We start from the raw sequence: 18,557 nt of genomic DNA, 5'->3' as shown, positions 1-18,557 counted from the left end.
TCCGTGCGTGTCAGCGTTCAGCGAATCTTTCGGTGATCCACCGGATCAGCCCCAGGCGTCACTTCCCGTAGTACGCGTTGTAGATCGAGATCGTCGACTTGTTGCCCTTCTTGTCGGCGATCTTGGCGTGGAACGAGATGCCCTTGCCCTTGGCCGGGTTCGTGACCGCGATCTTGCCGTTCTTCACGGTGACCTTCTTCCAGGTCTGGCCGTAGTCGTACGACACGTACACCGCGAGCGACTTGAGGTTGCTGCCGGCGGCCGAACCCTGGACGGTCACCGGGACGGAGACCTTCTTGCCCGCCGGAGCCCTGCTGTCCAGGCCGACGGCCGCGTTGAAACGGACCGAGGAAGCGGGCAGCTTCGCCAGGTCGGCCTTCTTGGAGCGGAAGGTCCAGCTGGCGTCGACGCGGGTGGAGGCCGCGGCGACCTTGACGCTGCGTTTGACCGAGGTGGTCAGCTTGTACGCGGCGTCACCGGCCGGGACCGTGAAGGTGCCCTGCCCTTCCAGCGGGTCGCTGTTCGAGCCGACCTTGGTGCCGTTGCGGTAGAGGGTCGTGGTGGCCGACGAGTAGAGCGACGAGCCGGCGTGGGTCTTGCCGTCGGCGAACAGCGGCAGGGAGCCGTAGATGCCGTTGCCCTCGCGGTAGAGGCCGAGGTCTGAGCCGATGCGTGGGCCGAAGACCGCCGTGTGGAAGGTCTTCTCGTAGGTCTTGGCGGCCTTGAAGGTCTGCGGGGTGCCGAGCGTGTAGAAGGCCTCGACGATCGGGAAGCCGTTCTCGTCGAGCCCGCCGTGCTGCTCGAAGTCGAGTTTCCACTTTGCTCCGCCCGCGGTGGACAGGCGCAGCGTGCGCGTGCCGGGCAGCTTCTGCTGGACCCCGGGCGCGAAGGTGTCTGTACTGCCGGGCACCTCGCCCCAGGCGTAGATCACGCCCTGCTTGCCGCTCGACGAGGCGCCCAGGCCGGTCTTCACCGTGGCCAGTTCACTCGCCTTGTAGTGCTTGGTGTAACCGGTGGCGAGCTGCTTGACCTTGCCGCCGGCGAGGGTGTCGTACTCCTCGGCGGGCTTGACCCAGTGACCGCCCCACTGCTGGTACAGGGTGCCGTCGGTGATCTGCGGGCCGGCGTGCGCGGTACGGAAGTTGGCGTACGAGTCCAGCCACCAGCCGTACGAGCTGCTGCCGGTCGGCGTGCCGACGGTGTAGAGCGGTTGAGCGACCTCCGACTTCGCCGCCGCGTCGGGCACGGTGATGTCCACCGGCTTCGCGGTCCGCGCGTCCACCGTGATCGTGGCCTTCTTGGTGATGCTCAGCTTCGGCTGCGCCACCCAGTCGAAGCCCTTGGCGGGGTCGTCCGGGTCGACGTAGATAGCCGAGTCGAAGATGTAACCGCCCTTGGGAACACGGACCTTGACGGTGCCGGACTCGTCGTAGGGCGAGTACCACTTGTCCTGGGCGAGCCCGGTGACACCCTCCAGGTCGGCGCCGTAGTACTTCGCCGGGTTGCCGTCACGGCCGAGGAACTTGAGCGTGACGTCGTACGACTCCGCCTCGCGCTGCACCGTCGCCGCCGTGCGTACCCTCTGGCCGCCGCCGGTCGCGGTCACGTACGCCGAGTAGGCGCCGTCGACCGTGCCGCCCAGCTTGGTGTTGACCTTGAGGTCGGCGGAGGCCGTGCCGCCCGCCGGGACGGTCAGCGTCTTGGCGCCGAGCGTGAAGAAGCCGGCCGGTGCGGCCTGCCCCTTCGGGTCGGTGCCCGCCACCGCGAGGGTCAGCGTGACGTCGGTCTTCCCGAGGTTCTTGTACGTGACCTTGTCGGTGACCGGCTTGTCGTCGGTGTGCGGCCACTGCTGGAGGCCGAAGCTCACCGACGTCGGGTCGGCGACCACGGTCTGTTTGATGGCCTTGTCGACCTGGATCCGGCCCGAACCCTGCTGGAACGGCGTGTACTTGCCGCCCTTGGTGGAGCTGGTCAGCGCGCCCTTGAGCTGGGTGTACGTCCAGTCGGGGTGCTGCTGCTTCAGGATCGCCGCGGCGCCCGCGACGTGCGGGGTGGCCATCGACGTACCCGAGATGCTCACGTAGCCGGGCGGCTTCTCGCCGACCTCCTTGGCTATGACGCTGCCCGGGGCCGAGGCGGCCGTGGTGTCCACGCCGGGTGCGGTCACGTCGGGCTTGATCTGCCCGTCGAGGCCGGGGCCCGTGCTGGAGAAATCGGCCAGCTTGTCCAAGCCGTCGACGGCGCCCACGGTGAGCGCGGCCTCCGCGCTGCCCGGGGAGCCGATCGTCTGCTCGCCGCCGTCGTTGCCCGCGGCGATCGCGAAGAGGACGCCCTTCTCCTTGGACAACTTGTTGACCTGGGCCTCAAGCGGATCGATGTCGGGGGTGTCCCCGCCGCCGAGGCTGAGGTTCACGACGTCGGCGCCCTGCTCGACCGCCCACTCCATACCGGCGAGGATGCCGGAGTCGTCGCCGGAGCCGTCGTCGCCGAGCACCTTGCCGTTGAGCAGCTTGGCGCCCGGTGCGACACCCTTGTACTTGCCCGCCGACTTGGCGCCCGTACCGGCCGCGATGGACGCGACGTGCGTGCCGTGGCCGTACTTGTCGGTCGCGTCGGGGGACGTGGAGAAGTTCTTCTCCCCGACGACCTGCTCCTTGAGGTCCGGGTGGGTCCCGTCGACACCGGTGTCGAGGACGGCGATCTTGACGCCCTTGCCCTCGTACCCGGCGGCCCACGCCTTGTCGGCACCGATCTGCGGAACGGACTTGTCGAGGCTGGCCTTACGGACCCCGTCGAGCCACACATGAGCGATGCCGGAGGCGGTTTTCGCGCCGCCGGACCGCGTGTCGGTGACCGCGGCCCACAGGTCGGACGCGTCGCTCTTGGGCGTCAGCACCGCGTCCGCGTTCAGCGACGTGAGGGTCCTGCGGACCTTGGTGTCGCCGGCGTCGCGGACGTCCGCCTTCGCCGCCGCGGCCGCGCCGCGGTAGCCGACGATCAGCTTGAGGCCCTGCTTCTGGGCCTTGCGGCCGGCCGACTTGTTGAGCTCGGTGACGTCGAAGAGCCGCTGGTCGAGCTTGCCGTCGGCTATCAGCCGCGCGGCGTCGGCCGGTACGACGAGGGTGTGTCCGTCGGCCTTGCGGATCTGGACGGGTATCCCCTCACGGCCCTTGGCCCGCTCCAGGCCGGTGACACGGCCCTTGGCGTCGACGACGACGCGGTCGCCGGTGATCAGGGTGATGCGGTGCTTGGGCGTGATCTGTACGGCCTGGTCGGCGGCCGAGTCACTGGTCGTGCGCTCGGCCTCTGCCGACGCCGGGCCGGTCATGCCCGCCGCCAGAGCCACGGCTGCCGCCGTGGCGATCGTGGCCGTGCACGCGCTTTTCACTTGTCTGCGCAAGTCTCCCCCTGGAGGCTATGTGAGAACTCGTTGTCTTCCGGGTGTAATCACTGGGTTTCTGCTGGTTGAGCTTGACCAACTCGGCTCAGCACCCCCGCGTCACCGCAGACGCACCCGAGGCCGAGGACCGCCAGCGTGCCCGAACCTCGTTGACCGGATGCTGATCCAACCTGACCGGCCGATCAGGAAGGCGGGCCGGCGCTGTGCGAGGCTGCACCGCATGCGCATCCTGGTGGTCGAAGACGAGGTGGACCTTGCCCACACCCTGCGCACCGGTCTGACCGCCGAGGGCTACAGCGTCGACCTCGCCCATGACGGCCGGCAGGGACTGTGGATGGCCCGGACCGGCGAATACGCCCTGGTCGTACTGGACTTGATGCTGCCCGGACTCAACGGCTACAAGGTCTGCGCCCAGCTGCGCCGGGAGGGCAACGCGACCCCCATCCTGGTACTCACCGCCAAGGACGGGGACTGGGATCAGGCAGAGGCCCTGGACACGGGGGCCGATGACTACCTGGCCAAACCCTTCTCCTACATGGTGCTCGTCGCACGGCTGCGGGCGCTGGTCAGACGAGCCGCCACGGTCGCACCGCCCGTCCTCGCCGTGGGCGACCTCTCGTTGGATGTCGCCGGCCGGGTCTGCCGCCGGGCCGGGGCCCGGGTGGAACTCACACCCCGGGAGTTCGCCGTGCTGGAGCTGCTGGCCCGCCGGGCGGGCCAGGCGGTCTCCAAAACGGATCTGCTCTATCACGCGTGGCCCGACGAAGCCCTCGATCCCAACCTGGTGGAGGCGCGCGTCAGCGCACTGCGCAAGAAGATGGACACCGCGTTCGGCCGACGGTCCCTGCAGACCGTACGGGGTACCGGTTACCGGCTGGTGGACGACCGTGAACGCGACTGAGCCGCGACGCCGCTGGTGGCCGCGTTCGGTACGGGCCCGCACGGCTCTGGCCGCCGCCTCGGCGGCCGCCGTCATCCTGGTCGGCATCGGCTGGTGGGTACACCGCGACGTCTACCGCGAGAGCACACAGATCGCCGATGTGCAGGCGCGGGAACAGCTCTCGGCACTCGTCGATCAGGTGGAGGAGGGTGTGGTTCCCGTTCGCCGAAGCACTGTGCCGTACGAGGTCGTCGCGACCGGCCGCCGTGCCGCTGTCGCCTACGGCGGAGGCATGGAGGAGTTCGATCCCGGCACCCGCCATGTGCTGCCCGCCCCACCGAAGGCCGAGTTGCCCGCCCCACCGGATGACGATTCGGGAGGCTGGAGCTATACGACCGAACCCATGCGTATACCAAGGCGCCACGACTCCGAGCCCATGGACCGGTTCGGCAAGGACGGTGGGACCTACCCGGTCATGTACGACGATGTCAGGGCCGATGAACTGAGCAACGACAGAGTCGCCGCTCTGGGTGTCACCGCCGACGCCCAGCTGCGGGTCTATGTGGTGGTGCTTCCGCACGCAGGCGAGGACATCGCGGAGGAAATCACCGAGGCCACCGACCGCCGGCTGCTGCGGGCCGGGCTCGTCGGCCTCGTACTGATCGCCGCCGTCGCCTACTTCGCCGTCCGCATCGCGCTGCGGCCGGTCGAAGCCATTCGCGTCCTCACCGCCTCAGTCACCGCGAGCGACCCCCGCGAACGCGTCACCGTGCCCGCCGCGGGACACGAGATCGCCGCCCTGGCCACCACCATCAACACCACCCTCCAACGCCTCGACGACGCCGCCACCCAGCAGCGCCGCTTCGTCGCGGACGCCGCCCACGAACTGCGAAGCCCCCTCACCACGCTGCTGGCCAGCCTGGAAGTCGCGCTCGCCTACCCGGAACGCACCGACTGGCCCGCCGCGGCCACCACCGCCGCACGACAGACCCGCCGCCTCCAGGCACTCACCGAAGACCTGCTGCTCCTCGCCCGCCTCGACACCCGCACCCCCACAGCCGGTCCCGACGCCGTCGACCTGACAGCCCTCGCCTCCCGGCTGGCCGAGCAATACCCCCTCACCGAACGGCCGTTGAACCTCACCTGCGACAGCACCGCCCCCGCACACGCACCCGGAAACCCCGACGAATACGAACGGCTGCTGCGCAACCTCATCGACAACGCCGCCCGCCACGCCGCACACCGCATCCAGATCACCGTCCGGAGCCAGGACGGCTGGGTCGTCCTCACGGTGCACGACGACGGACCGGGCGTGCCCGCCGAGGACGCCGAGCGCATCTTCGAACGCTTCGTCCGGCTCGACGACGCCCGCTCCCGCGACCAGGGCGGCACCGGCCTGGGCCTCGCCATCGCCCGCGACCTGGCCCACCGCCACCAAGGCACCCTCACCCTCACCCCCCAGGCCCTCGGAGCATGCTTCCAACTACGTCTCCCCCAAGCCCCAAACCCAGCCGAGGAATAGCCGGATGCGAACTGGCGACAGTTGCTGTGTCGGTACCGGCGAGGGCGGACAACACCTCACTGAACAGGGATGCCCGGAACGTCGCGTCGCGCGACGGTAGCGGCTGGCGAGACCTGACCGGACAGCAGTCACTTCACGCAGCACACCGGCAACTGTATGCCGAGGGCGCCGGTCAGGACGCCCGCAGCGCCTTCGCCAGCACGCTCTCGCCCGACAGCTCGATGCGGCCCGCCCGCACGCCGTCCCCCACCGTCAGCACACCCCCGCTCACCGCCACGCACGTCTCGGCGTCCATGGCGAGGCGGGCGTCGGGGTCCGCGGGCGCCGGGCCGTCGCCGTAGGACTCCCCCGCGCCCCCGAGTCGTACGTGGAACTCCCCCTCATCCAGGCGCACTTCCACCACGCCCTCCACCCCGAGCCCCGCCAGGGCCCGCAGCAGCGGCAGCGCGAACCAGTGCGCGCGGACCGCGTCCGTCGGTGCGCGTTCCCCGAGGGCGGGCGCACCCCAGGTGGCGAGTGCCTGCAGGACCGGCAGCAACTCACGGCCCCGCTCGGTCAGTTCGTAGACGTACGCCGCCGACGGCGGGGGGAGGCGGCGGCGGGTGGCCAGGGCCTCGCGCTCCATGTCCTTGAGCCTGGACGCCAGGACGTCCGTGCTCACGCCCGGCAGATCGGCGTGCAGGTCGGTGTAGCGGCGGGGGCCGACCAGGAGTTCACGGACGATCAGGAGGGTCCAGCGGTCACCCACGGTGTCGAGGGCACGGGCGGCAGCGCAGTACTGGTCGTAGCTTCGGCGAGGCCTGGGTGCAGGTGGCATGCGACGCAGTCTATGCAAGTTGTTGGACTTTCCAAGCCCCAGCTTGGTAAAACCAAGTAACTCACGTCACGGGAGGCACAGCGCATGGAGTTCCGGCAGTCCAGCAAGCTCAGCGAGGTCTGTTACGAGATCCGGGGTCCTGTCATCGAGCACGCCAACGCCCTGGAGGAGGCGGGCCACAGCGTCCTGCGCCTGAACACCGGCAACCCGGCGCTCTTCGGCTTCGAGGCGCCCGAGGAGATCGTCCAGGACATGATCCGGATGCTCCCCCAGGCGCACGGCTACACGGACTCGCGCGGCATCCTCTCGGCCCGCCGCGCCGTCGCCCAGCGCTACCAGGCCCTCGGTCTGAACGGGGTCTCCGTGGACGACGTCTTCCTCGGCAACGGCGTCTCCGAGCTGGTCACCATGGCCGTCCAGGCGCTCCTCGAAGACGGCGACGAAGTCCTCATCCCCGCACCGGACTTCCCCCTGTGGACCGCCGTGACGACCCTCTCCGGAGGCAAGGCCGTCCACTACGTGTGCGACGAGTCCGCCGACTGGTACCCGGACCTGGACGACATGGCGTCGAAGATCACCGACCGGACGAAGGCCGTCGTGATCATCAACCCGAACAACCCCACGGGCGCCGTGTATCCGAAGGAGATCCTGGAAGGCATCCTCGACCTCGCGCGCCGCCACGGCCTGATGGTGTTCGCCGACGAGATCTACGACCAGATCCTGTACGACGACGCCGTGCACCACAGCGTCGCGGCCCTCGCCCCCGACCTCGTCGTCCTGACCTTCTGCGGGCTCTCGAAGACCTACCGCGTGGCGGGCTTCCGCTCGGGCTGGCTGGTCGTCACGGGCCCGCGGCAGCACGCGAAGAGCTACCTGGAGGGGCTGACCATGCTCGCCTCCATGCGCCTGTGCCCGAACGCTCCCGCGCAGTACGCCATCCAGGCCGCGCTCGGCGGCAGGCAGTCCATCCATGAGCTCACCGCTCCGGGCGGCAGGCTGTACGAGCAGCGCGACATGGCGTGGCGGAAGCTGAACGAGATCCCCGGCGTCTCCTGCGTGAAGCCGAAGGGCGCCCTCTACGCCTTCGCGCGCCTCGACCCCAAGGTCCACCCCATCCACGACGACGAGAAGTTCGTCCTCGACCTGCTCCTCCAGGAGAAGATCCAGGTCGTCCAGGGCACCGGCTTCAACTGGCCGCGCCCCGACCACTTCCGCATTCTGACCCTCCCTTACGCTGATGATCTCGACGCGGCGATCAGCCGCATCGGCCGCTTCCTCAGCGGATACCGCCAGTGATGTCATCGGACGACGGGGCTCGTGTGTCTCTCTGCTCCACCTGCCAGACCCCTTCCCTCACCCAGTTCGCCTCGCCCGACCTGGTCGAGAGCATCGTGTACGGCGGACTCGACCGCGCGGCCGATCCTGCCTGGGCCGAATCGGGCGCCGCCACCCTCGACGACTACGCGCGCTGGTGCGCCCACCTGTGCGGTCTGGCGTGCCTGCGGATGGCGCTCGGCCCGTCCTCGCCCTCGCTCTTCGAGCTGCGGGACGGCGCGCTGAAGTACGGCGCGTACACGGAGGATGCCGACGGCACGATCCGCGGACTCATCTACGCCCCGTTCGCGGAGTACGTGCGCGACGTGCACGGCGTCGACGCCACGGTGCACCGGCACCTCACGGTGGAGGAGATCGTCGGACTGCTCGACGAGGGCCGTTCGGTCATGGTCTCGGTGCACTTCGAGATCCGCCGCCCGCACCGCCCTTCGCCCGGCCGGGGCGGCCACCTGGTGCTTGTCACCGGGCGTACCGCTGACGGAGGCCTGCACCTGCACAACCCTTCGGGGATCGACGCCGGAACACGGATGGCGGACATGACACTTTCGGACTTCGAACCGTTCTTCGCCGGACGCGGGGTGTCCTTGCCCGGACAGCAGGTCACTGCTCCTGTCAGGATGTCGCGATGATGCGTGGAGGCAAGGTCGCCGTCGTGGGCGGGAGCATCGCCGGATGCGCCGCCGCACTCGCCGCGCACCGCGGGGGCGCCGACGAGATCACCGTGTACGAGCGGACCACGGGTCACCTCGCGGACCGCGGTGTCGGTGTCGCGGTGCACACCTCTCGTTACAGGGAGTTGGAATCCGCCGGGTATCTGGACGCGGACATGCCGTGGGTGCAGCTGGAGCGGCGCCGCTGGTATGTGCGGGACGGTTCGGCGACGGGGCCCCTCGGGCGCGAGATCGGGGCGATGCCGTTCTCTTTCCGTACGTACAACTGGGGTCATTTGTGGCGTGAGTTGCGCGGCCGAGTGCCCGATTCCGTGGTCTTCCGGTCGGGCGTGGTGGTCGAGGAGGTGCGTCCTGGCATCGAGGGCGCCGAGGTGGTCACCGCCGACGGCACCGAACGCGTCGACCTTGTGATCGGTGCCGACGGCTACCGCTCCGTGGTCCGTGAGGCGGCGTTCCCCACCGTGCGTCCCGCGTACGCCGGATACCTCGCCTGGCGGGGCGCCTTCCCCGCCGACCGGCTGCCCGACCCGGAGCTGTGGGCGCGGGAGGACGGCGCGTACGTCGTCTTCCCCGGCGGTCATTCCGTCGTCTACCGCATCCCCGACGGGGCGGGCGGTCACCGCGTCAACTGGCTTCTGTACACGACGCCACCGCCGGACCTGGACCTGGGACTCGGCCACGACCTGCGGCTCACCGGCCCCGCCGGCCTGCCGCCGGGCAAGCTGACAGAGGCTCTCTCCTCCCATCTCACCTACGTGTGCGACGAGTTGCTGCCGCCTTACTGGGGCGAACTCGTCCGCACGACTCTTCCCGACGAGCTTTTCCTCCAGCCCATGTACGACTTCACGGCGCCCCGCTACACCACGGACCGCATGCTCCTGATGGGTGACGCCGCCACGGTCGCCCGACCGCACACCGGGGCGGGCGCGGTCAAGGCGCTGCAGGACGCGACGGCCCTGGAGTCCGCCTTCGCCACGGCCACGACCTGGCAGGACGCACTCGACACGTACGACACCAACCGCACCGCGGTCGGCGGTGCGATGGTCGATCTGGGACGCCGCCTCGGCCGCGCATTCGTCCAGGAGACACCGCACTGGCGGTCCATGGACCAGACGGCGCTCGAGACATGGTGGAAACAGGCCGAAGCGGGCGGGACGTTCGGGGGCCGTGAGCTGAAGCGGTGAAGTGCGGCGGTGAAGTGCGGCGGTGAGCTGACGTCGTGACGGGGTGTCGGCTGATACCCACCTGCGGGTTTGGGTATGCACGCCAAGATCAATAAGATTCCGCGATGATCACAAGACAACGGCTGGCGGCCGGGGCCTTCGCCCTGCTCGCCGCCTTGACCGCCGGTCTCGGCACGGCGGGTCCCGCCTCCGCCGACGACGACGAACCGGCACAGCCCTCACCCAAGGTCGAGCTGGTGCTCGATGTCAGCGGTTCGATGCGGGCCCGCGACATCGACGGCAAGTCCCGGATGGCGGCGGCGAAGCAGGCGTTCAACGAGGTACTCGACGCCACGCCGGACGAAGTCCAGCTCGGCATACGGACGTTGGGTGCCAACTACCACGGCGACGACCGCAAGACGGGCTGCAAGGACACCGAGCTCCTCTACCCGGTCGCGGAGCTCGACCGCGACAAGCGCACCGAGGCGAAGACCGCGGTGGCCACGCTCGCGCCCACCGGGTGGACGCCGATCGGCCCGACGCTCCTGAAGGCCGCCGACGACCTCAAGGACGACGACACCGAGCGCAGCCGCCGTATCGTCCTCATCTCCGACGGCGAGGACACCTGCCAGCCGCTCGACCCCTGCGAGGTGGCGCGCAAGATCGCCGCCGAGGGCATCCACCTCACGGTCGACACGCTCGGCCTCGTGCCGGACGCCAAGACCCGCGACCAGCTGAGCTGCATCGCGGAGGCCACCGGCGGTACGTACACGTCGGTGCGGCACACCGATGAACTCTCCGGCCGCGTCAAGCAGCTGGTGGACCGCGCGGCGGACCCCGTCGCCACCCCGGTGGCGGCGAAGGGCGCCGCCCAGTGCACCGATGCCCCACAGCTCAAGGCGGGCGTCTACACCGACCGTGAGAAGTTCGGCGAGCACCGCTGGTACCGCGTCGACGTCAAGCCCGGCCAGGAGCTGCGCGCTTCCGTCAGCGTCGGCGCCGACCGTGCGGTCAACCAGGACTACGGCGTGCTGCTGCGGGCATCGACCGTGCACGGGCGCGAGATCGTGCGGGGCTCCGAGGCGGGTGACGGACGTACGGACGTGATCTCGACCGGCCTGCGTTATCCGAAGCCGGAGGAGGACGACGAGGAGACCGACGAGGGCGGACCCGCCCCCGAGACCGTGTGTCTCCAGGTCAGCAACTCCTTCTCCGCTCCTTCCTCCGTCAAGACGACTCCGGGTCTGCCCGTCGAGCTGGCCGTCGACCTGGTGGACGCGCCCGACGAGGCGTCGGACGTGGCGTCCTTCGGTCTGGGCAACGGCTGGTGGCTGCTCGGCGCACTGATCCTCACCGGCTTCATCGCCGGTCTGGTCTGGGGCTGGGTCTCGCGCTGGCGCTTCGCGGTCTGGAGGACCAACTGATGCGTACGACACGTGTGTTGAGCAGAGCCGGTGTGCTGGCGGGGGCCGCGCTGCTCGCCCTGTGCGGGGCGGCGGGCGCCGCCGTGGCGGACTCCGATGACGACGAGGCCGCCGCGCCGACCGAGGCCGGTACGTCCTTCCGTACGGCGACCGCGATCCAGCTGGACCAGGAGGCCACCGCGGAGGCGTCCACCGGCGACTACCTGTACTGGTCGTTCCCGGCGGACGTCGGGCAGAGCCCCACCGTGCACGCCACGGTGAAGCTGCCCGAGGGCTCCACCCGGCACGGCGACTCCACCTGGCAGGTCGACGTGTACGACGGGCTGCGGCGCCATCAGGCGTGCCGGTTCGGCGCGCAGACCAGGACGGCCGCGCAGGACGCCGCCACGGTCGAGCTGTCCTGCACCCTGCGCACGGTGCGGGGATGGGCCGAGCCGTGGGCCAACGACCCGCTGCCGGGCACGTACTACGCGCGCCTGACGGTCACCGGCCTCAAGGCGGACGACCTGGGGCTGCCGATGCAGGCCGCGACGGAGGTCACGTCGAGCGACGCGGGCGGTGCGACGGCGGTGGACGGCGCGCTGGCGAAGCCGTTGGTGCCGGGGATCGGCACGAAGATGGAGGCGGCCTCCAGTGAGCCGGAGGACGGCTGGGCGTCGGGCTTGTGGTCGTCCCGCTGGCTGTGGACGGCGGCCGGTGGCGTGCTCGGTGCCCTCGCGGGCATCGGGGGGTACTGCCTGACGCGCGGCTCGGGCCGCCCGGCGCGCGTACCTGCGGGGATCTAACCTCGATGGTGGCCGGACCGGGCCTTCCGGACCGGCCACCACCGACAGACAGGAAGTTCCCCACCATGGGTGACCTGCTCCTCGCCCGGCACGGCGAGACCCAGTGGTCGCTGTCCGGGCAGCACACCAGCTGGACGGACATCCCGCTCACCGAGAACGGCAGGGAGCAGGCGCGCGGCATCGCACCCCTCATCGGGAGGTTCCGGATCGGGGCGGCGTTCGTGAGTCCCCGGGAGCGGGCCCGGGACACGGCGGGTCTTGCCGGGTTCCCGGATGCCTTCGTCGACGCCGATCTGAGCGAGTGGGACTACGGGGCGTACGAGGGGGTCACGACGGTGGAGATCCACCGCACACGCCCCGACTGGTACCTGTTCACGGACGGAGTGGCCGCGGGCCCCGCCGAGCACCCCGGTGAGACTCCGGAGCAGGTCGGCGAGCGGGCCGACCGGATGCTGGCCAAGGTCGACGCGGCTCTCGCCAACAACGAGGGCAGTGTGGTCCTCTTCGCCCACTCCCACTTCCTGCGGGTCCTGACGGCTCGGCGCCTCGGACTCCCGGCTTCCGGCGGGGCGTTGTTCCAGTTGGCGACGGGGACGGTCTGCCGCCTCAGCACGGAGCACGGCCGCCCGGTGGTCGCGAGCTGGAACATCCGCCCGTGAAACCAGGCAGACTCTGTCTCAAATAGCACTCTCACCACCAAGAAGGATCGCGAATGATCACGCTCAAGAAGGAAGACGGACCGGCGGATCTCGGCGGAGTGACCCGTCTGTCCATAGGGGTGTCCTGGGACCCGACTGTCGGCAGCAGCGGTGGGGTGTTGGGGAAGCTCCGCCAGAAGGCCGGCACCGACCTCGACCTGATCGCCATCGCGATGGCGGGTGCGGACCCGGTGCGCCTCGCCGGTCTCGACTCGCTCGACCCGCTGGGCAACGGCTCCCTTGTGCACAGCGGGGACAACCAGACCGGCAAGGGCGACGGTGACGACGAGACGGTGACCGTCGAGTTCGAGCGTGTGCCGGACAACATCACGTCCATCGTGTTCGTCGCCGCCGCGTACAAGAAGCGCAGCGCCTTCCAGAACGCGCGCAACATCAGCTTCAAGGTGTACGACGCCACGGGTGGCAGCACCCAGCAGGTCGCCGACATCTGGCCGAGCCTGCTCACCAATGACAACGGCTGCGCCGTGGCCAAGGCGGTCCGGGAGGGTGGGGCCTGGAAGCTCCAGGTCATCAACGAGACCGGGAAGATCAAGCAGGGCGACGAGCAGGCCCTGATGCGCTTCGCCATGAGCAAGTAGCGGACAAGCAGCACAAGCGGCGGAAGTCCGGGCCGGCCGATTTCCCCGGCCGGCCCGTCGGCGAACCGGCTGACCCGTCGGCGAACCGGCTGACCCGTCGGGGAAAACCGGCCTGCCCGGTCGAGGCCGTGCCCCGGTTCGACACGCACCCCGAAGATCATCAAGACTTGCCGTCATGCGATACGGCGTTAACCTCCTCAATTTCGGCTCCGGCACCACTCCCGACTCCCTCGTCCGGCAGGCCACCGATGCCCGCGACATCGGGTTCGGCTTTGCGATGATCTCCGACCACATCACGGTCACCCCCGACGTGCACTCGGTCTATCCGGCGCCGTTCTACGACCAGTTCGTACTCGCCGCGCACCTCGCGGGCCGCGTACCGGGGCTGCGGCTCGGCACGACGATCACGGTCATCCCCTACCGTCACCCGCTCCAGACCGCCCGCCTCGCCGCCAACATCGACCAGCTGAACGACGCCGGGTTCATCCTCGGCGCCGGTGTCGGCTGGTCCCGCGCCGAGTACGAGGCCCTTGGCGTCCCCTTCGACGAGCGCGGCGCCATCACGGACGAGTACCTCGCCGCGATCCGCGCGTCATGGACCGAGGAGACGACCTCGTTCCAGGGCCGTTACGTCGCCTACGAAGGCATCCACAACGCTCCTCTCCCCGCGGCGCAGCTGCCGGTCTGGGTCGGCGGCAACTCCCCCGCCGCCCAGCGCCGCGCCGCCCGCCTCGGCGAGGGCTGGCACCCGTTCATGCCGACGCTCGACGTGCTGCGGACGGCGCTGCCCCGGATCGCGGCGGAGGCCGAGGCCGCCGGGCGCCCCGCACCCGACCTCGTGCCCCGCCTCCAGCTCCGGCTCGCCCCGCAGCCGGACACGGCAGAGCGTCCCCTCGGGCACGGCAGCGTCGACCAGCTCCGCGCCGACCTGGAGACACTGGCCGAGCTCGGCGCCACGGACGTCCTGCTCGACACCTACCCCGGCACGCCCGGCGAGCGCGGCACCGCCGACGACGACCGGCGCACGCTCGACCTCGTCGCCGAGAGGGTGGTCGACCTCACCGCGGGAACAGTTCGCTGAGGTCCCGCGGCCGTTGTCAGTGGCACGAGGCACTATCGGAACCAGGCGAAGAGGATCTGGGGAAGAGGTGGGCTCATGACGAAGCCTCCGACGGCGGCTCAGCGGCGCATCATCGAGGCCGCCGACCCGGCGACGGGCCGTCTTGCCGGGAGCGAGGCACAGCTGGTGGGACTCGTGCGCCACCGCCTCGCCTTCCGGCACCCCCGGCCGCCGCACGCCTATTTCCTGACGCCCACGGGCCACCGCGTCCGGGAGGACGCCGGGACCGGTCCCGCCGCAGAGATCCCCGCCCCTCCCCCGGCCGCCCCCGCCGCCTCCGGCCTCTTCGCCGCCCGCACGGGCGCCGAGCCCATACCCCCGCAGGACGCCGGGACCCCGGCCCGCGCCCGCGACGTACGCAGCGCCTGGGAGGGCCTCCTCGAGATGCGCCGCATGACCAATCCGGACGGCGCGCGGGACCGCCCCTGCGCCTGGGAACGGACGCATCTGGTGCGGGCGGCGGCACTGGCCCTGGAGGCGGCGGGCTGTTCGCCGGGGCCTGACGAGGGCTATCGGGTGGGCGAGACCCCGCAGCCCGAGGCCGTCGCCGTGCGCGATGTGACGTCCGACGGGCTGCGGGCGTGCGCGAGCGCGCTGGAGGCCGCGGGATGGCAGGTCAGCGAACACGCCGAGCGGCCGGGCGGCGTGCGCTATCTCCTGGCGTCGCCTCGGAGGGGATAGCGGGCAGGGCAGTGAAGAGCAGGTATCCGTGTGGAACCGTCGAAAGGAATGTCGTGGCGGAGCCGTTTTCCGTGAGCATCAGTGTCCGTGGGTACGAGACGGACGCACAGGGCCACGTCAACCAGGCCGTCTACCTCCAGTACGCCGAGCACGCCCGCTGGTCGGTGCTGCGCGCGGCAGGCATCGAGCAGGCCGATCTGCTGGCCAAGGGGGTGGGTCCGGTCGCCCTGGAGAACACCATCCGCTACTTCAGCGAGCTGCGCGCGGGCGACGAGGTGGAGGTGACCTGTGTGTTCGTGTGGGGCGAGCGCAAGACGTTCCGCATCGAGCAGTCGATCCGCAAGGCGGACGGCACGGAGGCAGCCGAGTTGCGCTCCGTCGGCGGCCTCCTGGACCTCACTGAACGGCAGATGGTGCGGGACCCGCGCGAGTACTTCAGGGCGCTGGCCGACGACCCGACGGTGATCGGCCTCTGAGCAGCCTTCGGCGAAAGGCGAGTTGGGGGTACTGGCCCGGGCGCGGGAACTAGATTGGCAGGTGATCGTTCTTTCAATTAACAAGCAGGACCGTTCACCCAGTTCACCCACAGGAGGCCCCTCGTGTCGGATCGCGACCCCCAAGCCGACGCCGCAGCGGACATTCGCGCGCGCATCGACACCAGCACGCCGCACTCCGCGCGCTTCTGGAACTACTTCGTGGGCGGCAAGGACAACTACGAGAAGGACCGCGAGCTCGGCGACCACATCAAGGGGATCCACCCCGGCCTCGTCGACGTGGCGCGGCTGAGCCGGCAGTTCCTCGGCCGCGCGGTCCGCCATCTGGCGACGGAGCAGGGCGTCCGCCAGTTTCTGGACATCGGCACGGGCCTGCCGACCGCCGACAACACGCACGAGGTCGCCCAGCGCGTGGCCCCGGACTCCCGGATCGTCTACGTGGACAACGACCCGCTCGTCCTGGCCCACGCACGCGCGCTGCTCACCAGTACGCCCGAGGGCGTCACCGCGTACATCGACGCCGACCTCTACGACCCCAAGGCGATCCTGAAGTCCGCGAGCGCGACCCTGGATCTTTCAAAGCCCGTCGCCCTGATGATCCTCAACACCCTTGGCCACGTTGCCGATTACGAGCAGGCGCGTGACCTGGTGTCGCAGCTCATGGCGGGCCTGCCCTCCGGCAGTTACCTGGTGATCAGCGACAGCACCGCCACCAGCGACGGCATGATCGCGGCGTCGAACGCGTACAACAAGAGCGGTGCGATCCCCTACCACGTCCGCAGCGTCGAGGAGATCGGCGGCTTCTTCGACGGCCTGGATCTTGTGGAGCCCGGTGTCTCCCAGGTCACCCGGTGGCGCCCGGACACCGAGGACGCGACGCCGGTCGACGCGTACGGCGCGGTGGCCCGCAAGGCGTAACCACCCGCGCCATCATGCGGGAGCGACGGGGGTTGGTGTAGGCGAGGGGCCAGACCCCTCGCCTACACCAGCCCCCGCTTCTCGTCATAGTCCGCACGCGACTGCGCGATCGTCACCCGGTGCCGCTCGGCCCACCCCGTCAGGGTCAGGAGCGTGCCGTGCAACTCCTGGGCCACCAGCGTCAGTTCGTACTCGACCTTCGGCGGAACCGTCGGATACACCGTGCGCGTGAGCAGGCCGTCGCGCTCGAGGTTGCGCAGGGTCAGGGTCAGCATGCGGCGGCTGATGCCCTCGATGCTGCGCTCCAATTCGGTGAAGCGGATGGGGCCGTGGGCCGCCGCGACCAGGATCGAGATGCTCCATTTCCCCACCACCCTGTCAAGAACTTCCCGCAGCGGGCACGCCTGCGCGTTCACCACCTGCGCCGTAACACCGGTGTTCCCTTGGGACATTGAAGTTCCTCCTTCTCCCGACCTCCATGGTCACGCACGATGAACCCCGTTACAAGTCGTGCACCTATGCAGTTCATGGAGGTTCTTCACCGTGTCCACCGTGTCCGATGCCATCAAGTCCCCACGCTCCCGCAGGGCGTCGCTCGCCGTTCTGTCCTCGGGCCTCCTGATGACGATCATCGACGGCAACATCGTGACCGTCGCGATGCCTGCCATCCAGAGCGACCTCGGCTTCTCGGCGCCGGGCCTCGCCTGGGTCGTGAACGCCTACCTCATCGCCTACGGCGGCCTGCTCCTCCTGGTGGGACGGCTCGGCGATCTCGTCGGCCGCAAGCGGATGTTCGTCTCGGGCCTCGCCGTGTTCACCGCGGCGTCCGCGCTGTGCGGAGTCGCCACCGACCAGGGCCTGTTGATCGCGGCACGCGCCGTGCAGGGTGTCGGCGGGGCGATGACATCGGCGGTCGTGCTCGGCATGCTGGTCGCGCTCTTCCCCGAGCCGCGCGAACAGGCCAAGGCCATCGCGGTGTTCAGCGCGGTCGGCGCGGCGGGCGGCGCGCTCGGTACGTTCCTGGGCGGCGCGCTCACCGAGACCCTCAGCTGGCACTGGATCTTCCTGATCAACCTGCCGATCGGGGCCGTCGCGCTCGTGGCGGCGGTACGCGTCCTGGGAGACGACCGCGGCACGGGCCTCTCCGGGGGCGCGGACTACCCGGGCGCCGCGCTCATCACCGGTGCGCTGATGCTCACCGTCTACACGATCGTCAGCTCCGCCGGGCACGGGACACCGACCACTCTCGCGCTCGCCGCACTCTCCCTCGCCCTGTACACCGCCTTCGCCGTACGCCAGGCCCGCACGGCCCGCCCCCTGCTGCGCCTGCGCGTCTTCCGCTCCCGCACACTGACCGGCGCCAACGCCGTGCAGATCCTGATGATCGCGGGCATGTTCGGCTTCCAGTACATCGGCGCGCTCTACTTCCAACGCGTGCTCGGATACGGGGAGTTGAAGACCGGCTTCGCGTTCCTGCCCGCCCCCATCTCCATCGGCGTCCTGATGCTGGGCCTGTCCGCCAGGTTGATCGGCCGCTTCGGCCCCTACCGCTCGTTGCTCGCGGGCCTCGTCCTCATCACGGGCGGCCTCGCCCTCCTCGGCCGTCTGCCCGCCGACGGTTCGTACGTCGTCGACGTACTCCCCTCCATGATGCTGCTCGGCGCCGGGTTCGCCGCGGCGATGCCCGCGGTGACGGGGCTCGCGATGTCCGGGGCGCGCGAGGAGGACGCGGGTCTCGCCTCCGGGCTCTTCAACACCACGCAGGTGGTGGGCGGTTCGCTGGGCCTCGCCGTCCTGACCACGCTGGCGGCGAGCCGCACCGAGAGCCTGCTCGCGGACGGCGACCAGGTCGTGGCGGCCACGGCCGACGGCTACCGCCTCGCCTTCTGGGTGGCCACGGGCATCGCGGCGGCGGGCCTCGCCCTGGCGGCGACGCTGCTGCGGCCGGAGCGCGGGACGACCGCCGCCGAGACGGCCACCGCCGGGCAGGAGCAGACCGAACCGCAGCACCGCGAGCCCACGTCCACGTGAACCTGCCCGTTAGACCAGT

The 18,557-nt window shown here is 70.1% G+C and carries 17 protein-coding genes; 14 read left to right on the top strand and 3 right to left on the bottom strand.

Annotated elements, in window-relative coordinates; genetic code table 11:
- Positions 1–58: 58 nt before the first annotated feature.
- A complete protein-coding gene (locus ACFQ7F_RS21275; RefSeq protein WP_383272613.1) occupies positions 59–3,388 on the bottom strand; it encodes a S8 family serine peptidase in 3,330 nt (1,109 codons plus the stop codon).
- 232 nt (positions 3,389–3,620) lie between these two features.
- Between ACFQ7F_RS21275 and ACFQ7F_RS21270 the strand changes: the two genes are divergently transcribed.
- Together ACFQ7F_RS21270 and ACFQ7F_RS21265 are read left to right on the top strand one after the other, a co-directional pair.
- Entirely contained in the window at positions 3,621–4,301 is a 681-nt protein-coding gene (locus ACFQ7F_RS21270) for a response regulator transcription factor (RefSeq protein ID WP_383272603.1), read from the top strand.
- Complete coding sequence (locus ACFQ7F_RS21265) at positions 4,288–5,802, top strand: sensor histidine kinase (protein ID WP_383272601.1); 1,515 nt, start codon at positions 4,288–4,290, stop codon at positions 5,800–5,802. The genes ACFQ7F_RS21270 and ACFQ7F_RS21265 overlap by 14 nt, the downstream gene beginning before the upstream one ends.
- Before the next feature lie 172 nt (positions 5,803–5,974).
- Here ACFQ7F_RS21265 and ACFQ7F_RS21260 read toward each other — a convergent pair whose 3' ends face one another.
- Positions 5,975–6,619 carry a winged helix-turn-helix transcriptional regulator gene (locus ACFQ7F_RS21260; protein WP_383272599.1) on the bottom strand — a complete coding sequence of 215 codons (645 nt, stop codon included), beginning with the start codon at positions 6,617–6,619 and terminating at the stop codon, positions 5,975–5,977.
- Between the two features lie 84 nt (positions 6,620–6,703).
- Here ACFQ7F_RS21260 and ACFQ7F_RS21255 point away from each other — a divergent pair, with 84 nt between their 5' ends.
- The 11 genes from ACFQ7F_RS21255 to ACFQ7F_RS21205 all read left to right on the top strand — a co-directional run bounded on the left by ACFQ7F_RS21255 (position 6,704) and on the right by ACFQ7F_RS21205 (position 16,507).
- A complete protein-coding gene (locus ACFQ7F_RS21255) occupies positions 6,704–7,915 on the top strand; it encodes a pyridoxal phosphate-dependent aminotransferase (protein ID WP_383272597.1) in 1,212 nt (403 codons plus the stop codon).
- Between the two features lie 23 nt (positions 7,916–7,938).
- Positions 7,939–8,583 carry a C39 family peptidase gene (locus tag ACFQ7F_RS21250; RefSeq protein WP_383272595.1) on the top strand — a complete coding sequence of 215 codons (645 nt, stop codon included), beginning with the start codon at positions 7,939–7,941 and terminating at the stop codon, positions 8,581–8,583.
- Positions 8,583–9,809 carry an FAD-dependent monooxygenase gene (locus ACFQ7F_RS21245; protein ID WP_383272611.1) on the top strand — a complete coding sequence of 409 codons (1,227 nt, stop codon included), beginning with the start codon at positions 8,583–8,585 and terminating at the stop codon, positions 9,807–9,809. Before ACFQ7F_RS21250 ends, ACFQ7F_RS21245 begins: the two co-directional genes overlap by 1 nt.
- Positions 9,810–9,913: 104 nt before the next feature.
- A complete protein-coding gene (locus ACFQ7F_RS21240; protein WP_383272593.1) occupies positions 9,914–11,212 on the top strand; it encodes a VWA domain-containing protein in 1,299 nt (432 codons plus the stop codon).
- On the top strand, positions 11,212–11,997 hold the full coding sequence (locus ACFQ7F_RS21235; RefSeq protein WP_383272591.1) for a hypothetical protein: 786 nt from the start codon (positions 11,212–11,214) through the stop codon (positions 11,995–11,997). Before ACFQ7F_RS21240 ends, ACFQ7F_RS21235 begins: the two co-directional genes overlap by 1 nt.
- Before the next feature lie 65 nt (positions 11,998–12,062).
- Complete coding sequence (locus tag ACFQ7F_RS21230) at positions 12,063–12,656, top strand: histidine phosphatase family protein (protein WP_383272589.1); 594 nt, start codon at positions 12,063–12,065, stop codon at positions 12,654–12,656.
- A gap of 53 nt (positions 12,657–12,709) precedes the next feature.
- A complete protein-coding gene (locus ACFQ7F_RS21225) occupies positions 12,710–13,294 on the top strand; it encodes a TerD family protein (RefSeq protein ID WP_363209647.1) in 585 nt (194 codons plus the stop codon).
- Positions 13,295–13,469: 175 nt separating this feature from the next.
- Entirely contained in the window at positions 13,470–14,375 is a 906-nt protein-coding gene (locus ACFQ7F_RS21220) for a TIGR03619 family F420-dependent LLM class oxidoreductase (protein ID WP_383272586.1), read from the top strand.
- Between the two features lie 75 nt (positions 14,376–14,450).
- Positions 14,451–15,095: a hypothetical protein gene (locus ACFQ7F_RS21215; RefSeq protein ID WP_383272584.1), complete on the top strand. Its 645-nt coding sequence runs from the start codon at positions 14,451–14,453 to the stop codon at positions 15,093–15,095.
- Between the two features lie 53 nt (positions 15,096–15,148).
- Positions 15,149–15,571 (top strand): acyl-CoA thioesterase, encoded by a 423-nt coding sequence (locus ACFQ7F_RS21210; RefSeq protein WP_383272582.1) that lies wholly within the window; start codon positions 15,149–15,151, stop codon positions 15,569–15,571.
- A gap of 123 nt (positions 15,572–15,694) precedes the next feature.
- Positions 15,695–16,507 carry an SAM-dependent methyltransferase gene (locus ACFQ7F_RS21205; RefSeq protein WP_383272580.1) on the top strand — a complete coding sequence of 271 codons (813 nt, stop codon included), beginning with the start codon at positions 15,695–15,697 and terminating at the stop codon, positions 16,505–16,507.
- A 62-nt stretch (positions 16,508–16,569) separates the two neighbouring features.
- Here the strand turns inward: ACFQ7F_RS21205 and ACFQ7F_RS21200 are convergent, their stop codons facing one another.
- Positions 16,570–16,959, bottom strand: coding sequence for a winged helix-turn-helix transcriptional regulator (locus ACFQ7F_RS21200; protein WP_383272578.1), 390 nt, complete (start codon positions 16,957–16,959; stop codon positions 16,570–16,572).
- Between the two features lie 100 nt (positions 16,960–17,059).
- Here ACFQ7F_RS21200 and ACFQ7F_RS21195 point away from each other — a divergent pair, with 100 nt between their 5' ends.
- Complete coding sequence (locus tag ACFQ7F_RS21195) at positions 17,060–18,538, top strand: MFS transporter (protein ID WP_383272576.1); 1,479 nt, start codon at positions 17,060–17,062, stop codon at positions 18,536–18,538.
- Positions 18,539–18,557 lie beyond the last annotated feature (19 nt).

This window comes from Streptomyces sp. NPDC056486 (assembly GCF_042795295.1).
Classification (GTDB): Bacteria; Actinomycetota; Actinomycetes; order Streptomycetales; family Streptomycetaceae; genus Streptomyces.
The sequence above is the reverse complement of the archived record's forward strand: the minus strand, read 5'-3'. Positions and strand labels throughout refer to the sequence as shown.